This is a genomic window from Legionella quinlivanii (assembly GCF_003265995.1).
Taxonomy (GTDB): domain Bacteria; phylum Pseudomonadota; class Gammaproteobacteria; order Legionellales; family Legionellaceae; genus Legionella_C; species Legionella_C quinlivanii_A.
Map to the genome: position 1 here is coordinate 170,169 of NZ_MVJN01000001.1, position 17,520 is coordinate 187,688.

Below are 17,520 nucleotides of genomic sequence, written 5' to 3' on the forward strand. Positions count from 1 at the left end.
CTATAATCCAGTGCTCAATACCAGAGCAAATACGAAGATAAATACTGCAAATCCTTCGACAATGGCAGCTGGAGCAATGGATAAACCAAAAATTTCCGGCTTGTTTTTAGTGGCATTAATGGCGCTGGCGCAACAAATACCCTGCTGAATAGCACAAAGCATAAGCGCGATACCGCTTAGGATGCCTATTCCAAATAATCCTCCCGCTATTCCGGGAGTAGGCGTTCGATTTAATGAAAACATGATCACAATCCCCATGATAGCCTGGGTTGAGGGAAGAACAGAGACGCCGATGTATTTCCCATAGCCCCCTTCCATATCGAGCATCGCGCCAATGGCAGCCTGCCCCGCTATCGCACAGCCGTAAATACTGCCAATCGTGGCTAAAGCCATTGGCGCGGTGATTCCAATCCATCCCAGCATCAACATTAAATCATTCATGCGATATCTCCTGCTTTTTAAACGGCTGATAGTTATATCCATCTTCTTTGACTGACCATTTGAAAAACTCAATGTAATTCAAACGAAGCCCATGAATTACGGCGCCCATAAGACATAAAACAAAATTCAGGCATTGGCCCAGCAATAAAACCAGTCCCGCTAAAAGCCAACTTGTTTCGGCAATATGTGATGCCATCGTATTAAAGGTTAATGCCAGAGAAGCACCTGCGAGTCCCAGCGCAAATAAGCGCAGGTAACTCAGAATATCTCCAAACAGGGAGGGGATTTCAGTTAAGGCTGTTAAGCCATGAAACCCTCTGAGAAGTAATCCCTTAACACTGTTCACCGGGGTGTTCGATGCAAAAAACAGCATCATTAACAAACTTAAAACTAATAAACTGATACCCACGGTCACAATATTAGTATTCTGATTCATCAGCCCATAGGCCCAAATCAGAGCTGAAATGATGAATATTATGATGCCGATGGCCTTGACCCGCTCGCAAAAGTCGCTGCTAAACCAGGCACGCATGCCGCTGGCTATGCAAATATGAAGGCAGCCAATCACAATCACCAACGTCATCATCGATTTAAAATTCTGGATGTTAATCACTTTGAATTGGGCTAATAAACTTCCCGTTTTAGGTTCCAGGCCCCAATAACTGCCAAGCAGCATTCCATAGATGATAGAAAATGCGCTCAGTGTGACGAGCAAAGGTCTGAGCCAGGTTAACGACTCGCGTTTCCCCAAAGGTTTCCAGCTCAACACAGTGATGACAGCCAGAATGATTCCATAACCCGCATCCGCTAAAATCATAGCGAAAAAAACAGAAAAGGAGAAAAACACCATGATGGAGGGATCAAGGGCACGATAACCCGGCGTTTGATAAAAATTAACCAGCTTTTGACCGCCCTCCAGTAATGGCGGACTCTGCAAGAGTGTCGGAGGCATTTCATCAGCAGAGGGCTCTTCGATAGCCAGACCCAATTCCTGTTGCCTACAGAATTCTTCGAGAGCAGGCACTTTCGATTGAGGTACCCATCCCTGCAGAAAAAAGAATTTTTTATTGTCATCGATTTGATTGAGAGCCTGATTAAACTGGCTGCGATCGGCAAATGCCGCAATCTCTCGCGATAATAAAAAACGATAACGAGTCAGATTGCGGCGTTCATCAATCAAATCATCGATTTGTTCATTCACATCTTCCAACTGGTTTTGCAAGACCTCAAGCCCAATAGCTCCTGTATGACTGCGCAGTGAACAGAAAGCCTCTCCCTGAGGTTCTTCCCGAGCCAATAAAACAAGAAATATATAGCGATTGTCGCGATACACTTCCTGAACAATTTTATCTTTTGGGATTAAAGCCGCCTCTTTATAAGTCAGTTTATAAAACCATAATTTAATCCCACCTAGCTGTGACTCGTCCGGTAAGTGAAAATTACCCCATTTCGATAATTCATGGATACGATCGCTCAAGCGATCACGCTGATCAATCAACTCCTTCATGTGTTTCTGATTTGCCAAAATGGACTGTACAATTTCATCTGGATTGAATTGTCTCCACTGTAAACGCTGACGGCCCTGTTCCGGACAATCCTTGAGATAGCGAAGTGCGGTGTTGAATTGGTCCAGCAGGCTGGTTGAAGGACTGGTTAAAGCGCTGTTATCCTTTGTTTTGACTGAAATTAAGTGAATACAACCCAGGGTCTGTAATTGATCAACTAAAGCATTTTTATTGCGGCTGCTTCCAAAAATGGATAATTTCTTAAAGGTGACAATGCTCATAGCATCTCCCTTTTCCTCTTGGCAATTTTTGAGCTGACCACTGCTGCTCGCTCATTATCGGCCAGGAAAATCTGGATCAGCCGAATTTGTTTTAAGGCATCAGGAATGAGTACCTTTTCAAACAGATTTTTTCGCTGAGTAACCGTTTTGATGGCTTTGGCCAGAATCTCTTGCTGCAATAGCAAGGTTCTCATTTGCAAACGAATGCTGACAAGCTCAGAGATAGCTTGAATCGCCGCTTCAAACCAGTGAGGCGTATTGAGCCAGGCATAATCATCGACAGTATATTTAACCGATTTAAAAACCGGCATATTTACCCCGGCAATATTTTCCTCGGCGATATCCACGGCATCCACATGAATCATTTGCCTAATCTCAGTGATCATTCCCGAGACCATCGGCAAATTATTTTTTATATGTTCTTTTAAATGAACTTCTGTTTCTTTCAATTGTTTGATGTTTTCGTCAATATGCACACGAACTGAAAGCAGTTTTTTTCTTTTTAATTCCAGAGAAGGTAGATAGCGCTGATAGTTCTTCAGATTTTTTCGCTGCAGGCTCAAGGCGCTTTTATTCAGTTTGACTTGCGTCATTTCCTTCTCCTGGCACTTGAACTTTGAAGTATTTGGCAATTAACTCCTGCTTAATTAATAATTCGTTTCCATGAAAGCACTCGCCTAAAGTTTTCCAAGATAAATCAAGCGCTTTTTCCAAAGGAAGAGACACTTTAATATCCATAAAGCGCTCGCGAAACAGGCGGCCAAACTTCAATAGACGCTCATCGTATTCGGTGATTTCAAACGCCATTGCCTGCTTTTGCTCCGCTTCGCAGGCTGCAGAGAAAAATCGGATCATGGCATTCATGATTTGTCCGTGATCATCACGGGTTTGTTTGCCGATAACATGCTGTTTTAATCGCGATAAGGAGCCAAAGGGATCAATTGATCCCGCATGTAAATAGAGCTGTCCTTCGGTGATATAACCTGTGTTATCAGGAACAGGATGTGTGAGATCATTTCCAGGCATGGTAGTGACAGAAAGAATGGTGACCGAGCCAGCCCCCTGAAAGTCACAGGCTTTTTCATAGCGTCTCGCTAACTGAGAGTATAAGTCGCCCATATAGCCGCGGTTTGAAGGAATACGCTCCATTGCAATACCGACTTCTTTCAGGGCATCCGCGAAGGCAGTCATGTCGGTAAGCAGCACCAGAACCCGCTTCCCTTCCTCCACTGCCATTTTCTCAGCCACTGCCAGCGCCATATCAGGAACCAGCAAACGCTCAAGGATTGGATCGGATGCTTGATTAACAAACATAACGGTGCGCGCTATTGAGCCATGATCCTCAAATGTTTTACGAAAAGCATAATAATCATCAAACAATAATCCCATTCCACCAAAGATGATTATATCGGCATCGGCCTGAGTCGCAATTTTAGCCAGCAATTCATTGTAAGGTTCCCCGGCAATGGAAAATATCGGAATTTTTTGACTTTCTACCAGACAATTGAACAGATCAATCATGGGAATATTGGTGCGGATCATTTTGGATGCCAGAACCCGACGGGTAGGATTTACAGTAGAGGTACGTATTGGAGTAGTATCTTCTTGCTCCAGCGTGGGGCCACCATCAATGGGCTTGCCAACCCCGTTAAATACTCGCCCCAGAATATTGGGAGAATAACTGACTCTCATCGGATGGCCCAGCAAACTGACCGAAGAATCTGTAGATAAGCCCTTGGTGCTTCCGAATACCTGTAAACTTGCAATTTCTTTCTGAAGATTAATGATCTGTGCTAAAAGCGTTGCGCCCTCAGACGTATGAATGAGCGCCAAATCATCCAGTCTCGGTCTTGAAACCACATGATTTTCAACCTGTGGAATAGAAATCTTGAGGATATCGCCAGTGATTTCCCTTATATTCTTATAATGTATGATACCCATGCTCATCTCTCTTGATATGTTCCGTTACTTTCCTTTTTTTGTATCCGAAACAGTGCAACAATGGGAACTTAAAAAATTCTGTATTCTGGGAATAATCGTATTGCGAAATTTACTGCCATTGAAGAGGCCGTAATGGCCAACCTTGGGTGCCAGATAATACTGTTTCATCGAATCAGGAAGATTTTTGCATAAGCTGATTACCGATTTGGTCTGGCCAAGGCCGGTGATATCATCATTCTCCCCTTCGATGACCAATATGGATGTCTTTGTTATATCCTGTAATCGAATGTCTTTCCCTCTTGATTTGTATCGACCTCTGGCAAGCAGATGCTCCTGAAAAACGGTATGAATCGTTTGCATGTAAAATTCTGCAGTCAAATCCATAGTCGAGAAATACTCAAGATAAAACTGGATTGTTTTAAGCGCTTTATCTTTCTGATTTGTTCCATAATCATGAACAGCCGATAAAAGCGATTCGATATGGCGTTGCATATTCATGCTCATAAAACCGGAAAGCTGCATGAATCCAGGGTAAACGAGCCGCATTGCGCCCGGAAAATGCCCGGGGACCATGGAAATCACATTTTGCTGAAACCAGTCATCCCCTCTTGAAACTGCCAGACGGTTCACTGCCGTGGGCGATTGGTTCGTGTCGATGGGTCCACCCAATAAAATCGCACAATGAGGCAGATGCGGATCATTATCGGTGGACATTAAAGCCAATGCGGCCAAAACAGGTACTGTCGGTTGGCAGACCGCCATCACAGAAAGATCAGGGCCTAATTGTCTGAAATAGGAAATGACGTAGTCAATGAAATCATTCAAGTCAAAAGCACCCTCTTTCAGCGGCACATCGCGTGCATTTTTCCAATCGGTGATATAGACGTCATAGAATGGCAGCAAGGCTTTGACCGTGTCTCTGAGTAACGTGGCATAATGACCCGACATGGGTGCCACCAGCAGCATCTTTGGCTGCGTTTCCCCTATGTTTCGTTTTTTAAAGTGAAGCAGATTGCAAAAGCTTTTATCATCCACAATCTCTTCAAACACATCAAAATAATTATCGCCTATCTGAACTTCTTTGATGTCAAATTTAGGCTTTTCATAGATATTGGTGACCATGTGGTATACATAAAAATAACCGGCTAATTCCCGGTAGTTTTTAACAGCCCCCTGAGTGAACTGGCTGATTGCATCAGTCTGCATTTCTGATAAATAGGGAAGTGTCACCGGCAAATCCAGTGAGTTTGCAATTCTTTGACAGCGTTTGGACAGGGTCAGACTGTAATCGGACAGTGGTTGAATAAAACGCATCAGCCAATCATAGCTATTATACAAAGAACGGTTATCGAGTGGATTGAACAACATGGGAAGAATTCCTTTTAACGTGTAACTGCTTCCTTATGTATGCTTAGTATAGTTGATAAAAAGCAACTAGACCTTTTTATTTTTTTCTTTATAAAATGCTATAAAATCATCGACGTTAAGTGCTTTGGAGTAGAACCATCCCTGCCCGTATTCGACCTCTTTTGAATCCAGATATTCAGCCTGCTCAACCAGCTCTATCCCTTCCGCCAGAATTTTGAGATTTAAAGTTTTTGCCATATCAATAATATGAGGGGTAACACCACTTGTCACAGACTCTGTGCGTACACTGCCTATGAAGGATTTATCAATTTTCAAAATATCCAACTCCAGATTTTGCAGGTAGGAGAGACTTGAATACCCCGTTCCGAAATCATCAATAGCCACCACATAGCCCAGACCTCTGGCGTTTTGAATCATTTCTTTTGCAAAAGCCAATTCAACAAAAGCACGCTCGGTAATCTCTAACCAGATCTGACGGTTTAAAATAAAGGTATTAGCAAGTTTAGCCTCGAGGATTTTAAGAATCTGCCCTTTTTTTATGTCGGCCGCACTTAGATTAATTGAGATATGCAAGTCTCGATCAACTGATAGTACCTTGCCCAAATCCGCGATCATCAGGTCAATCACCTGCTCTGTGATCTGCGTGATTAAGCCCTCATTTTCCGCAATCGGTATGAACAACTCAGGAGATATCTCCTTGCCGCTAGGGCGAGGCCAGCGGATTAAAGCTTCAGCGCCAACGCATTGGCCTGTTTTCAAGGCTACAATAGGCTGGTAAAGCAGGTAGAGTTTTTTATTTTTTATTGCTGAGGCAAGTTCGCCGGCAATTGAAAGGCGATGCTGTGAAAAATAAATAACCAAACCAATAATAAATGCGGAGATTGCAATAGCTAATGGCAATAACAAGCCCAGTTCATTTCTCAACTCATTGTATAATACTTCTCGTGACTCTATTGCTGTGGCAACAAAACCTTCATCACTCGAGGTATAGGCGATAATTTTATCATCGACTTGCTGATGATCCTGCGAAAACTGTTTTACCAGATTCATATCTGGCTGATTACGCTCTGCAATTAACACGCCTTTTTGGGTGGTCAGGGCGATTTGTATTGAATGGTCAACGAGAATATCAAGAAAACGAAGAGGGTCTACCAGAATATAGTAATTTCCATATTGAAACGCAATTAATAACTTGTTATTTCTCACCGTCGATTTTATGTTGAAAGAAGCACCAAATCCTCTTGCTGTAATCAGATCCGGTGCATACTGGGAAACAGGAGTGTTAAGAGCACCCCAAATTGAACATTTTAACAAGCCATTCTCAAAAAAACCGATTTCCTCTACTACCGGATTATCGACCGTCATTTTTCGCATGACGTTTACATGCTCAGGAGAGCAAACGGGCTGAATTTTCAGCCTGTTCAGCTCATATAAAGTTTCCCTGGCCAGGCCTGCTGTATGGCTGGCACGCTTAACGATTTCATCGGTAATGTTTGACAGATGTTTTTGTTCAGCTTGAATGGCGCGCTCAACTGATAAATATAAAACAATGAGGATAGGGATTACTGCCCCGACGATTGCTAATAAGCTTGCAACAATAATCAGTTTTGCACGTTCCAAGGAGTATCCTTATCTTCATTGCTGTTGTATGGGCTTGCCCAGGCCCCGCTCACTACGCCCGCCGTCTTGAATCCTGTACAAAATGCAGTAAAAGGCAGGAACCAGGAACATGGTAATGATAGTGCCCACCGTCAGCCCAAACATAATCGTTACTGCCAATGAAACCCAAAAAACGTCCTGCAATAAAGGAATCACGCCCAAAATGGTAGTTACCGCGGCATTGACTACTGGGGACAGCCGACTGACACCGGCCGATACCACTGCCTCATAGGGCTTCATTCCTTCCGCAAGATTAATATTGATCTGATCAAGAAGAACAATCGAGTTCTTAATCATCATCCCCGATAAACTCATTGCACCCAGCAACGCGATAAACCCAAAAGGAACCCCGGTCATCAGTAAACCTGCTGTTACACCAATCATCGCAAACGGAATGACTGCAATGATAATCAGCGGAGGCCGGTACGAATTAAACAGCATCACAATAATCATTAACATGATCACAACTGCCGGAAATAATCCAGGCTTTAAGGCACTTGCAGACTCATTACTGCTTTTGTATTCACCATCCCAGGTGAGTGTATAACCTGGAGGCAGTTTAATTTTTTCAAACTGTGGCAAAATGCTGTTTCTCAATGTACTCGCAGTTACCTGATAAGGAGAACACTGAACGGTGATGGCCCTTTTGCGATCCCAGCGCCAGATAATGGGATCCGTCCAGGATAATTCAATACCATCAATTACCTGCGCCACAGGAATTGTTTTACCTGAAAGCGCGGTACTCACCTGCTGAGCAGGCAGATCGACTGCTGCACGCTCTCGTTCTACCAAAGGCTGACGCAGGATAATAGGAATTAAGTTATCCTCTTCCCGATAAAGCCCAATGGGTATCCCGTCACTCGCTCTTTTCAAAGCCTGCGCCAGATCGGGACGGGAAATACCTGCCCAACGGGCTCGCTCCTGCTGATAATCAGGAACCACTTGTAAAACGCGCTCACGCCAGTCAGTCCTCACGTCAATCGCATAAGGGCTTGCTTTTAGTATTGCCATCGCCTGATCAGCGAGATTGCGCAGTATGGCAGGATCGGCATTGGCAGGGCCGCTAAAACGGGCAGCAATCTTCCAGTTATTAAATGCGCCTACCGCGTACTTCCTCACTCTTACCAGCGATTGAGGGAAAGTTTTCTCATTCCATGCTGGTAAACTGGCCACTAATTTATCGACTTCCTGCAAGTCCTTAACATTAACTATGATCTGCGCGTAAGAAGAGTAAGGAAATTCGGATTCAACAGGTAAGTAAAATCGGGGCGGTCCCTGACCAATAAAACTGCTGACGCTGACTACACCCGGATCGTCCAGTAGTTTTTTTTCCAGGGTTTTAACATCAGCTGAAACATCCTGAATTCTTGTGCCTTCCGGCGCCCAATAATCAATCATGACCTGAAAGCGAGAGGAATCAGGAAAATACATAATGGGTACAAAGCGAAATCCAACGATAGACAATACGAGTAAAGCAATCATGGTCAGGGAAAAAATTAAACGATAACGAATACCTGCTTCAAGCAGAGAACGATAAGCTCTGTAAAAGCGGCTGTTGTATTGTTGATTATCATCACCGGTTTCCTGAGGCTGTGGCATAAAAGAAATACATAAAAGCGGTGTAACTGTTTGTGACAGCACCCAGCTTAAAAGTAATGAAACTGCAATCACAGTAAAGAGACTGCCCGCGTATTCTCCTGTGTCATAGCTTGAGGCAAATATAGGATAAAACGCCATCGAGGCAACAAGAGTCGCTCCAAGCAACGGCCAGGATGAAATGTCGGCTGCTTCAATGGCTGCGGTTTCGCGATCCATTCCCTTTTTCACACGAATCATAAATCCATCTGCAACGACAATGGCATTATCCACCATCATTCCCATCGCAATGATTAGCGCCCCTAATGAAACACGCTGGAGATCGATGTGTAATAGTTGCATCACGATAAATGTGCCCAGGATCGCCAGAATAAGCCCGGAGACCCCTATGATCATTCCCGCAGTAAAACCCATAGTAAAGGTGAGAACGATCAGCACAATAACGACCGCTTCCAGTAAATTAATTAAAAAAGCATTAATTGACTCAGCAACGATATCGGATTGCCATGAAATTTTGTGTATTTCGATTCCTTTCGGCAAAGCGCTCTGAATTTCATTGATACGCGCGTCAATTGCTTTGCCGACCTCTACCGCATTCACTCCAGATAAGGGGGCTAAAGCAATTCCAATTGAGGGGAGTCCCGAATAGCGCATTAATTGTTTGGGCGGATCAATGTATTCTTCTTTCACCTCGGCGAAATCACGAATACGGATGATCTCATCGCTTGGTTTACCCGCTTTAACTTTTAACTCCGGCGTGATGGCTAAATCGCCAATTGCCTCGGCTTTACTAAACTCACCGGTTGGTGCAACTCGAAGACGCTGTTCCTGAAAATCCACAAAGCCGGCATCTACAACCTGATTTTGTAATTTTAGGGTTCTCTCGAGATCAGCCGTTGTAATTCCTAGCTGTGACAACTGGGTATTGGAAATGTCCAGATAGATCCGTTTTTCCTGAACGCCCCATAAATCGACACGAGCCACGCCCGGAACAATGCTTAATTCTTTTTGCAAAATTTTGGTGTAATGTTCCAGTTCCGCGTAACTGTAGCCGTCTGAACTCACTGCCAGTAAAAACCCAAACACATAGCCGTAATCGTCTCCGACTACAGGCAGACTAGCCCCCGGCGGCAGCTTATCCTGAATATCTTTTAATTTTTTTCTTAACGTATCCCAGACCTGCGGCAGGCGATCAGACCAGTATTCATTTTTAATATTAACTTTGATAATGGATAGTCCGGGTCTTGAAATGGAAGAAATATCCTTCACCTCAGACATTTCCTGAATTTTTTTCTCAAGTAAATCAGTTACTTCAAGCTCCACCTGCTCAGCACTGGCACCTGGATAATGGGTAGTGATAATCGCAGTTTTTACTGTGAACTCAGGATCTTCCAAACGACCAAGATTGAAAAAGCAGACAGTGCCGGTAATGGTTAATAACAACACAAGAAACCAGGCTACTTTTTTACTTTTAACGGCACTATTAGCCAATGAGCTCATTTTTTCTTATCTTCTTGATTTAAAATACTAACCACATCGCCTTCCTTAAGACTATGGATTCCAGCAATCACCAGCCAATCCCCGGATTTTATGCCTTTCAGGACGGATAGTCCGGTTGGGGTTAACTCGCCTATCTGAATTTCCTGCTGATGAACGCGGCCGCTTTCTGGATCAACCAGCCAAACAAATGTTTTATTACTGTCTCCCACAGTCAATACCGCTGATACCGGCACTGTTAATTCAGACTGTGTATTTTGTTTCTTGATTACCCCCTTCGCCTTGCCTGCCATACCTGGCAAAATTTCAATATCTTTTGGCTGTTGCAAGAGCAGGGTCACAGGGTAGGTGCGAGTATCCGGAGAGGCTTCGTTGCTGATTTCCTTAATCTGAGCGGGAATGGAGTGCGTGGGAAATGCATCAAACTGCACTACGATATTGCTTACTGAGGACATGAGACTAATGGCACTTTCAGGAATTTGAATCACCATTTCAATTTCTGAAATATTAAGCAACCTTGCTACCTGCTGGTGACTGGAAATCGTCTGGAAATTTTCAACATATAAGTTAGCAATCTGACCATCAAATGGCGCCTTGATAACACTGTCTACTAATGCTTTTTCGGCTAACTCCAGATTGGATTGCGCCATAATCCATTTTGACTCGACCAAATCATAATCTGATTTGGAAATGTGACCTTTTCCTACCAGTTCCTTAGCGCGCTGATAATTTTGCTTATCGCGCATGAATTCCGCCTTGGCAGCCTTTACCTTCGCCTGAAAATCCCTGGGATCCAGCTTGGCGACCAGATCCCCTTTTTTAATTTTGTCACCGATTTTAACGGGTAGTTCAATGAGTGATCCGGCTACATTAAAAGAAAGCTCAACTTCCTGAGACGCTTTGGCCTTCCCTGGGAAAAATCGGCCATCGAGTGCTGTGGCGTTTCCTATTTGAATGGCTTTGACCGGTCGTGCCTTGGCAGAAGTTTCATTGTTGTTTTCATTTTCGCTGCAAGATAAAAGTAATAAAGTTGCAATCGCGTATCCCACATAACACAAGCCTCTTGGAAACAGCTTCATGATTATCCTTAATTTCAGTGGTCCTTTTTCCCGTACAGACGGAATTCGTCCTTACTCCAAACGCCTGATTCAAACTATCACGGCCCGCTCATGCCAGCGGTTTCTGATGCCTCAAGTTCAGCATTCGCTTCAGGCTTTACCTCATCCTTTATCTGAGCCAGTGACGCTTTCATTTGGTTTGTAATTGCAACCGACTTTGTTTGCAGGTTTATTCCTGTAACAGCATGGAACAAACGGGCCAAACAATCAAGAATTCCTCCATGTTTGCCTAGCTCGGTTTTTTGCGCAGCTTCAATTTCTTTTGTGGTTTGCTGTTTAAATTCATCAGGGGTTATTTGAGCCTTGGCATAACGTTCCCGCAAATCAGATAAAGTATTTGAAAGTTTTACAGCTTGTTCACCGGCAACACTGTTCCTGCTCGACAGGCGCATACTTTCCTTTTTCAATTGTTCGAGATTTTGGTCGATAATACCCAGGTAATTATCTTTTTCTGCTTTAGCATTCTCAAAATGCTCGGCAAAATCCATCACTTTATCTAAAGAGCGGTTAAGTGCGGACTTTAAATTTTCAGACTGAGAGCTTTTTTCTGCCTGTCCTTGCAAAGCTCCAATCAGAAGGGGGTAGCGCATCAGATGCTGCATTGGAACAATTGCCACATTTTCTACTGAATTTAAAGAGATTTGCTGACTCGCATCAGAATGCGCTTCGTTATATGTCTTGACTGCATTTTCGACTTCCTGACTATATTCCGGCTGGATCAATGCAGCTTTTTCCAAGTGGCTGATAAATTCAGCAAAACGAGGGCTTTGAATAAGCTCCGCTAATCTGTCAACGACTGTTTCCAGATTGTCCTCTTCACTGGTAATAAGCTTGTCAATTTCCATTTTTTCATAAGAAGATATTAAGGCATCAACCTCTTTAATATACGAATCCATTTCATGATTTTCATTAACCCGATTAAGGAAATCAGAAAGCTTATTAAAACTGGCGTAAGCCGTTTCAGCCTTGGCGATGATTTCTTCAAAGGCATAGGCTGCTTTGGAATCAGATTTAGCTACCCAATTGGCGCGCAGTTCTCTCTTATCTTTCATCTTTTACAAATCAGTAAGGGAATCTTACTTAAAATATAGATCTAATTCTCACAAAACTCATTTTATTAACAATTTGTTAATATTTATACAATATAATTCCTTTAAACATGCCTTTTATGTGGCGTTAATTTTATGAAAAGAGAAGAAGTCGACACCCTGATTGTAGGTGCTGGCCCATCGGGTCTATTACATGCCATTGGACTGCTTCAAAAAAATCCCCAGAAAAAAATTCTGATATTGGAAAAACGCGAAGAATACACGCGAAATCACGTAGTTCGCTTTAAATACTCCAAACTGGAAGAATATATAAAAACAATAGGCGGGGAAAACATACCGGAACTAACTGATCTGGTAAAACGTCTTAAGAAAAATCCAGCAATCCGAATTAATGAACTGGAAGGAATATTAAAAGTAGCGGCAAAGGGATTGGGCGCCGAAATTGAATATGACGAGGTTAAAGATGTTCAGTCGCAAGTTTTTGATAAATATCCTAATCTGGATTTGCTGATTGGATCGGATGGTACTCACAGCACTGTTTCAAAGCAGGTGTTTGGCGAAGATAACCAGATTAAGCACTCTTTTGATTATGTGCTCCAGGTACGATTTGAGGTAACAGGTCCAAAGCCAAATGCCATTGATTTACCCAGCTGGCCTTCTTATTTACAAGCCTATGGTGTGGCTGGTGAAGAAGTAATGGGTAAAACAGTGGATGGTAAAACACCGATTACCATGCAGATCATGATTTCCAAGGAAGATTTTGATGCCTTGACTCCGCATGCCACATCAAAAACCCCTATTCGTCCTTTTAATGACGCCGAAACCAAACTGGACAAAGTTCCTGATGAAATCATGCAGAAAGTGAAAGGCTATCTTGGTTTACGGCTTGCGCATTATACAAATAACAATGCGGGCGAACACATCGATATGAGCGATGTTCGCCTGAGCGTTAATGAGGCCCCTGCAACAAGGGCAAAATCAGTTCTTACGTTTAAAGAGGTCGGCGACCGGAAAGTCACGGTAATGCTGGCTGGGGATGCGGCACTAGGTCTTTCTTATTTTAAAGGGGTAGATGCCTGTCTGGAAAATGCGTCTCATGCACTGAATGCCCTTAATACAGATTCACCAGAGCAACGCACTGAACAACTCGAGGAATATTCAGAATGGTTTGATAAAGATCTAGCACCTCGAAAAGTAAATGAAGTCGCCCAGTACAGCAAATACGGCGCGCGTCTTCCTGTTGCGATTTTTGCTTTCTTAAACCGATTGCTTGGACGTGATTTTGCAATGAATACTGCGCAGGCTGAGCGTTTTGCTGATTTATATCATGGCAATCAGCGGGAAGTTCAAAAAAATGGCGCCTCACAGGATATTCTGAATACCCCCTATCCGCATCGCAGCAACTACTTTATGTCGGTACTCAATACCACCCCCACACCCGTGTCTGAGCACATGAAAACTATTGGCAAACATTTCCAAAAGTTTTTTACGACGTATAAATCCAATAATTACCTTTACAAGGATTTATTACAACCACTCAATGCAGTCAAAAATATAATTGAGGGGGCTTTAAAAATTGGCTTATCGCCTCTGATGTTTTTGATAGCAACACCGATCAATTTATTCAGCACCAGAAAACTTAAAACTGGCTGGGAACAGGTAAAGTCCAGTTTTTCGGCAACCGTAGGCAGGATGGGAGACGGATTTGGGCAATTGGGTGTAGGAATCACTTTGGCTCTCACCGCTGTCTTGATGCCGATAAAAGTAGTGGTCAATAGTATTACGACTGCTCGTGCAGAACCGCGTAAAATTGAAAATAATCCGGGCATGGCTAAATTGATAAAAGAGGCAAAGAAAGTTGATCATGAAGAAATGTCTGTCAATAAAATGAATGCCCTGCGTATTGACATGCATCGCAAACTTGAAAAATCCCTCGATAGACATCAGAAAACAGATATTTCAGTTGAGGAAGAGCGCAAAGCATATAAGGCCTGTCAGCCCAGCAATCCGGAATCCTATAAACAGTATTTCAAACTGTTTAAACCAGCGCCTCAAAGTCCGGTTGAGGGCAGTAAAGCAGCTAACGATGCTGCAATAGACCCGACAGAAACCACCTTAGGCAAATAATGCTACACAGGCTCAAATAACTGAAGCAGACGTTCCTGTAAAGGCCGGGCGATTGCAAGCCCTGCCTTTTCTGGCGAGCCTGCATTGAAAGGCGGCTCAGGATCGTATTCGATGCCAAGTTGCAAGGTTTCAGCCACTTGTTGACCCGCCACTTTAGCAGCCAGCAGTAAAGCCATATCGATTCCTGCTGATACGCCGGCAGCGCTGATAATTTTGCCATCCTCGACAATCCGCTCCGAAACAGGTTCAGCCCCCCAAATCCTTAATCTGTCTATAACAGCCCAATGACTAGTGGCACGCTTGCCCTGCAAAAGCCCAGCCGCTCCCAGGATTAAACTGCCTGTACAGACAGAAGTTGTCCACTGAGTCGTATTATGAATTGATTTTATCCAGTCGAGTATTTCTGGCTCATGGGAAAGACTGGTTGCCTTACAGCCTCCGGGAATCACCAGAATATCGGTTTCCATGACATCCGATAAGGCATAATCCGCTATCAACTGCAGACCCAAACCGGTCTGTACTCTTCCTGCCTGTTTGGCCACACGTTGCACAGTAACTCCTGGTAAACGCGCTAAAACTTCATGCGGCCCAATACTATCGAGAGTTGTCATCTCGTTATAAAATAAAAAGCAGATTCGCATTAACGCTCCTAGTTTTCCTGTGTCAGCTGGTAGATTAATAAAGCAGCACGTTCGGTTTGAATTCCCAAAGAAGCAATATCCAGGGTTTCTTTTTCTGAATGAATACCTGAACCTGCTGGTCCGAGGCCAGCCAGTGACGCCTCGACTTCTGATGCAATGAATGAAATATCCCCAGCTCCTCTCAAGACAGGATCCAGTGGTTTAATCGCTCCATAACCAAGCTGGCTGCTTGCCTGACTGTACTTTTCCAGTAATTTTAAATTGCTTTCAGTAGGAGACATGGCAGGAATCCCATCCTGAAATCTGATGATGGCATTGGTACCGGTCAGATGGGAGTTAATAATTGCCGCTATTTTTTGCTGAGCGGCTTCTTTTTGCTGTTCACTGATAAAGCGCAGGTCCCCATTTGCCACTGCCGCTTTGGCAATGACGTTTCCTTTACCAAAACCCTCCCCTCGGGAATCCTTATTGTCATAGTCAACACTGGTACCGCCTAAAATAAAGCCAGGATTGAATGATAAATACTTTTCACCAGCTAGCTGCTCACGCATGGTATCCAGAATTCGTACCAATTCATAGATGGCACCGTAGCTGACACCCTGCTGAAAAATTTGTGAAGAATGCGATTCAGTACCCTGACTGGTCATTACCCAATTGGTTATTCCCCGCCGGGCAATTGTTGCAGTATCCATAGTGACTGCTCCTTCAAAATCCAGAGCTATATCGCAATGTTTGGCAACTTCTTTAAGCGGCTTTCTTGAAATGGAAGTCGGTTTGCCGGAGTCTTCCTCATCACCGGTTAACACCACGGTAATATTGGCATCATTAAGAAGGTTGTTCGCTTGTAAGGCTTTTAAGGCATAAAGGATAACGATATCCCCTCCTTTATCATCGACAACGCCCGGCCCCATTGCAAAATTTGCTTCGCGCTTAAATTGCTGAAAAGGACTGTTAAGAGGGAAAACCGTATCCAGATGACCTATTAAAAGCAGACGCTTCCCTTTTTTACCTGGATGCTCGGCAATCAATGTTCCAGCCCGCTGCATGGAGGGCGGCTCTTCTTCCCAGCGCAGTTTAAAACCCAGGGCCTCAAATTCGCTCTTAAGAATTGAACCCACTTTGCGAACACCAGAAATATTGCTGGTACCGCTGTTGATATTCACCAGCTGCTCTAATAATGAAAGCTGCTCTTGCTGATGAGCCGATACAAACTGCTTGATTTGCTGTTCAGGCGGCTGATTGGCTGTTGCTTCACTTGAAGCAAAACCCATCATGAGAAGTACACAAACCATTCGTTGAAGCGAGTATAGCCTATTTCCTAACCGCATTTTCCCCTCCATAAAAGTCCGCACCAATTAATCTTGGCTGGTTTGTCATTCCCGCGAAGGCGGGAATCCATTCCGGCAGTCGGCATCAAAGCTAGCTTAGAGGTGGATCCCCGCCTTCGCGGGGATGACAGTTTATTATACAATTGAGCCTAATTTAATGGCAGTATCAGCAGGTTCCATGTATGTTCGCGGCATCCATAAACAAGTCCACCTGCTGAAAGCTGCATCCATCCACACTCGTAATATAACAACTCTACATTAACACGCAAGGGCATGGGGAATAATCCGGACCATATACAATGTAATTCTTGATTTCTTCGTTTTTTGCATAATGGATAGGCTTTTTCCCTGAGAAGTCCAGCGCTTCAGAATCCGCTTTAAAACGCAGTAATAACTGCGTAAGCGCTGCATGTGATAATTTGACGCTTCGATGAAGCAAGCTGTCTCCATTCTCATTCCTCTCATTGACATTGATTCCAGCTTCAAGAAACAAGGCGACCATTTGCAGATTTCCTTTCTCGACTCCTGCAAAGACAGGACTGCCTTCATGCGTTATAAAATTAAGCTCGGCGCCCTTCTCTACCAGTAAATTAAATACTGGTTTATGTCCCATCTCAGCGGCAATCATTAATGGCCGGGAAATAACCGGATAACGAAGTATCAACTCCCCGTCCTGTAATTCATTATTCGAAACTATAACTGGATTACCATCAGGGAAGGAGAACAACGATTGCAGTACTGGCGAATTGATATCAGCGCCATGTTCAAGCAAGAGACACGTCATTTCTACATAGCCTTTTTGTACTGCTACAGTCAGTGCAGTACAAAGTATTTCGCCTTTTTGCTGATATCGGTTGATATCAGAAATATGAGGAAGCACCTGCTCCACCACATGAAGATTGTTCTTCTCTACCGCGGCAAATAATAATTGATACTCATCTATTTTTCTAAAAAAATTGATAGTCATGA

General features: G+C 43.6%; 13 protein-coding genes. 1 reads left to right on the forward strand and 12 read right to left on the reverse strand.

Going from position 1 to position 17,520, the window contains the following annotated elements:
* The 9 genes from B1207_RS00710 to B1207_RS00750 all read right to left on the reverse strand — a co-directional run bounded on the left by B1207_RS00710 (position 1) and on the right by B1207_RS00750 (position 12,458).
* Positions 1-441 carry an ATP synthase subunit C gene (locus B1207_RS00710; RefSeq protein ID WP_112218085.1) on the reverse strand — a complete coding sequence of 147 codons (441 nt, stop codon included), beginning with the start codon at positions 439-441 and terminating at the stop codon, positions 1-3.
* On the reverse strand, positions 434-2,227 hold the full coding sequence (locus B1207_RS00715; RefSeq protein ID WP_112218086.1) for a V-type ATP synthase subunit I: 1,794 nt from the start codon (positions 2,225-2,227) through the stop codon (positions 434-436). The genes B1207_RS00710 and B1207_RS00715 overlap by 8 nt, the downstream gene beginning before the upstream one ends.
* Positions 2,224-2,820, reverse strand: coding sequence for a V-type ATP synthase subunit D (locus tag B1207_RS00720; RefSeq protein WP_112218087.1), 597 nt, complete (start codon positions 2,818-2,820; stop codon positions 2,224-2,226). The genes B1207_RS00715 and B1207_RS00720 overlap by 4 nt, the downstream gene beginning before the upstream one ends.
* Positions 2,798-4,168, reverse strand: a complete 1,371-nt coding sequence (locus B1207_RS00725) for a V-type ATP synthase subunit B (protein ID WP_112218324.1) — start codon at positions 4,166-4,168, stop codon at positions 2,798-2,800. The genes B1207_RS00720 and B1207_RS00725 overlap by 23 nt, the downstream gene beginning before the upstream one ends.
* Positions 4,169-4,192: 24 nt before the next feature.
* Positions 4,193-5,536, reverse strand: coding sequence for a polyhydroxyalkanoate depolymerase (phaZ, locus tag B1207_RS00730; protein ID WP_112218088.1), 1,344 nt, complete (start codon positions 5,534-5,536; stop codon positions 4,193-4,195).
* 66 nt (positions 5,537-5,602) lie between these two features.
* Positions 5,603-7,156: an EAL domain-containing protein gene (locus B1207_RS00735; protein ID WP_112218089.1), complete on the reverse strand. Its 1,554-nt coding sequence runs from the start codon at positions 7,154-7,156 to the stop codon at positions 5,603-5,605.
* Between the two features lie 15 nt (positions 7,157-7,171).
* Positions 7,172-10,291 (reverse strand): efflux RND transporter permease subunit, encoded by a 3,120-nt coding sequence (locus tag B1207_RS00740; RefSeq protein WP_112218090.1) that lies wholly within the window; start codon positions 10,289-10,291, stop codon positions 7,172-7,174.
* Positions 10,288-11,367: an efflux RND transporter periplasmic adaptor subunit gene (locus tag B1207_RS00745; protein WP_112218091.1), complete on the reverse strand. Its 1,080-nt coding sequence runs from the start codon at positions 11,365-11,367 to the stop codon at positions 10,288-10,290. Before B1207_RS00745 ends, B1207_RS00740 begins: the two co-directional genes overlap by 4 nt.
* A gap of 77 nt (positions 11,368-11,444) precedes the next feature.
* Entirely contained in the window at positions 11,445-12,458 is a 1,014-nt protein-coding gene (locus B1207_RS00750; protein ID WP_112218092.1) for a RhoGEF domain-containing protein, read from the reverse strand.
* 132 nt (positions 12,459-12,590) lie between these two features.
* On the opposite strand from B1207_RS00750, the gene B1207_RS00755 reads away from it, so the two are divergent.
* Positions 12,591-14,582 carry a hypothetical protein gene (locus B1207_RS00755; RefSeq protein ID WP_112218093.1) on the forward strand — a complete coding sequence of 664 codons (1,992 nt, stop codon included), beginning with the start codon at positions 12,591-12,593 and terminating at the stop codon, positions 14,580-14,582.
* 2 nt (positions 14,583-14,584) lie between these two features.
* Here B1207_RS00755 and B1207_RS00760 read toward each other — a convergent pair whose 3' ends face one another.
* The 3 genes from B1207_RS00760 to B1207_RS00770 form a co-directional block, all read right to left on the reverse strand.
* Positions 14,585-15,223: a DJ-1/PfpI family protein gene (locus tag B1207_RS00760; RefSeq protein ID WP_112218094.1), complete on the reverse strand. Its 639-nt coding sequence runs from the start codon at positions 15,221-15,223 to the stop codon at positions 14,585-14,587.
* An 8-nt stretch (positions 15,224-15,231) separates the two neighbouring features.
* On the reverse strand, positions 15,232-16,497 hold the full coding sequence (locus tag B1207_RS00765) for a M20 family metallopeptidase (RefSeq protein ID WP_253255750.1): 1,266 nt from the start codon (positions 16,495-16,497) through the stop codon (positions 15,232-15,234).
* 307 nt (positions 16,498-16,804) lie between these two features.
* On the reverse strand, positions 16,805-17,518 hold the full coding sequence (locus B1207_RS00770; RefSeq protein WP_172458050.1) for an ankyrin repeat domain-containing protein: 714 nt from the start codon (positions 17,516-17,518) through the stop codon (positions 16,805-16,807).
* Between the last annotated feature and the right edge of the window lie 2 nt (positions 17,519-17,520).

What these genes read in the sequence shown, in the direction of transcription:
- B1207_RS00710 (WP_112218085.1), bottom strand. Translation starts at nt 441, where the DNA reads ATGAATGATTTAATGTTGATGCTGGGATGGATTGGAATCACCGCGCCA.
- B1207_RS00715 (WP_112218086.1), bottom strand. Translation starts at nt 2,227, where the DNA reads ATGAGCATTGTCACCTTTAAGAAATTATCCATTTTTGGAAGCAGCCGC.
- B1207_RS00720 (WP_112218087.1), bottom strand. Translation starts at nt 2,820, where the DNA reads ATGACGCAAGTCAAACTGAATAAAAGCGCCTTGAGCCTGCAGCGAAAA.
- B1207_RS00725 (WP_112218324.1), bottom strand. Translation starts at nt 4,168, where the DNA reads ATGGGTATCATACATTATAAGAATATAAGGGAAATCACTGGCGATATC.
- phaZ (WP_112218088.1), bottom strand. Translation starts at nt 5,536, where the DNA reads ATGTTGTTCAATCCACTCGATAACCGTTCTTTGTATAATAGCTATGAT.
- B1207_RS00740 (WP_112218090.1), bottom strand. Translation starts at nt 10,291, where the DNA reads ATGAGCTCATTGGCTAATAGTGCCGTTAAAAGTAAAAAAGTAGCCTGG.
- B1207_RS00745 (WP_112218091.1), bottom strand. Translation starts at nt 11,367, where the DNA reads ATGAAGCTGTTTCCAAGAGGCTTGTGTTATGTGGGATACGCGATTGCA.
- B1207_RS00750 (WP_112218092.1), bottom strand. Translation starts at nt 12,458, where the DNA reads ATGAAAGATAAGAGAGAACTGCGCGCCAATTGGGTAGCTAAATCTGAT.
- B1207_RS00755 (WP_112218093.1), top strand. Translation starts at nt 12,591, where the DNA reads ATGAAAAGAGAAGAAGTCGACACCCTGATTGTAGGTGCTGGCCCATCG.
- B1207_RS00760 (WP_112218094.1), bottom strand. Translation starts at nt 15,223, where the DNA reads ATGCGAATCTGCTTTTTATTTTATAACGAGATGACAACTCTCGATAGT.
- B1207_RS00765 (WP_253255750.1), bottom strand. Translation starts at nt 16,497, where the DNA reads ATGATGGGTTTTGCTTCAAGTGAAGCAACAGCCAATCAGCCGCCTGAA.
- B1207_RS00770 (WP_172458050.1), bottom strand. Translation starts at nt 17,518, where the DNA reads ATGACTATCAATTTTTTTAGAAAAATAGATGAGTATCAATTATTATTT.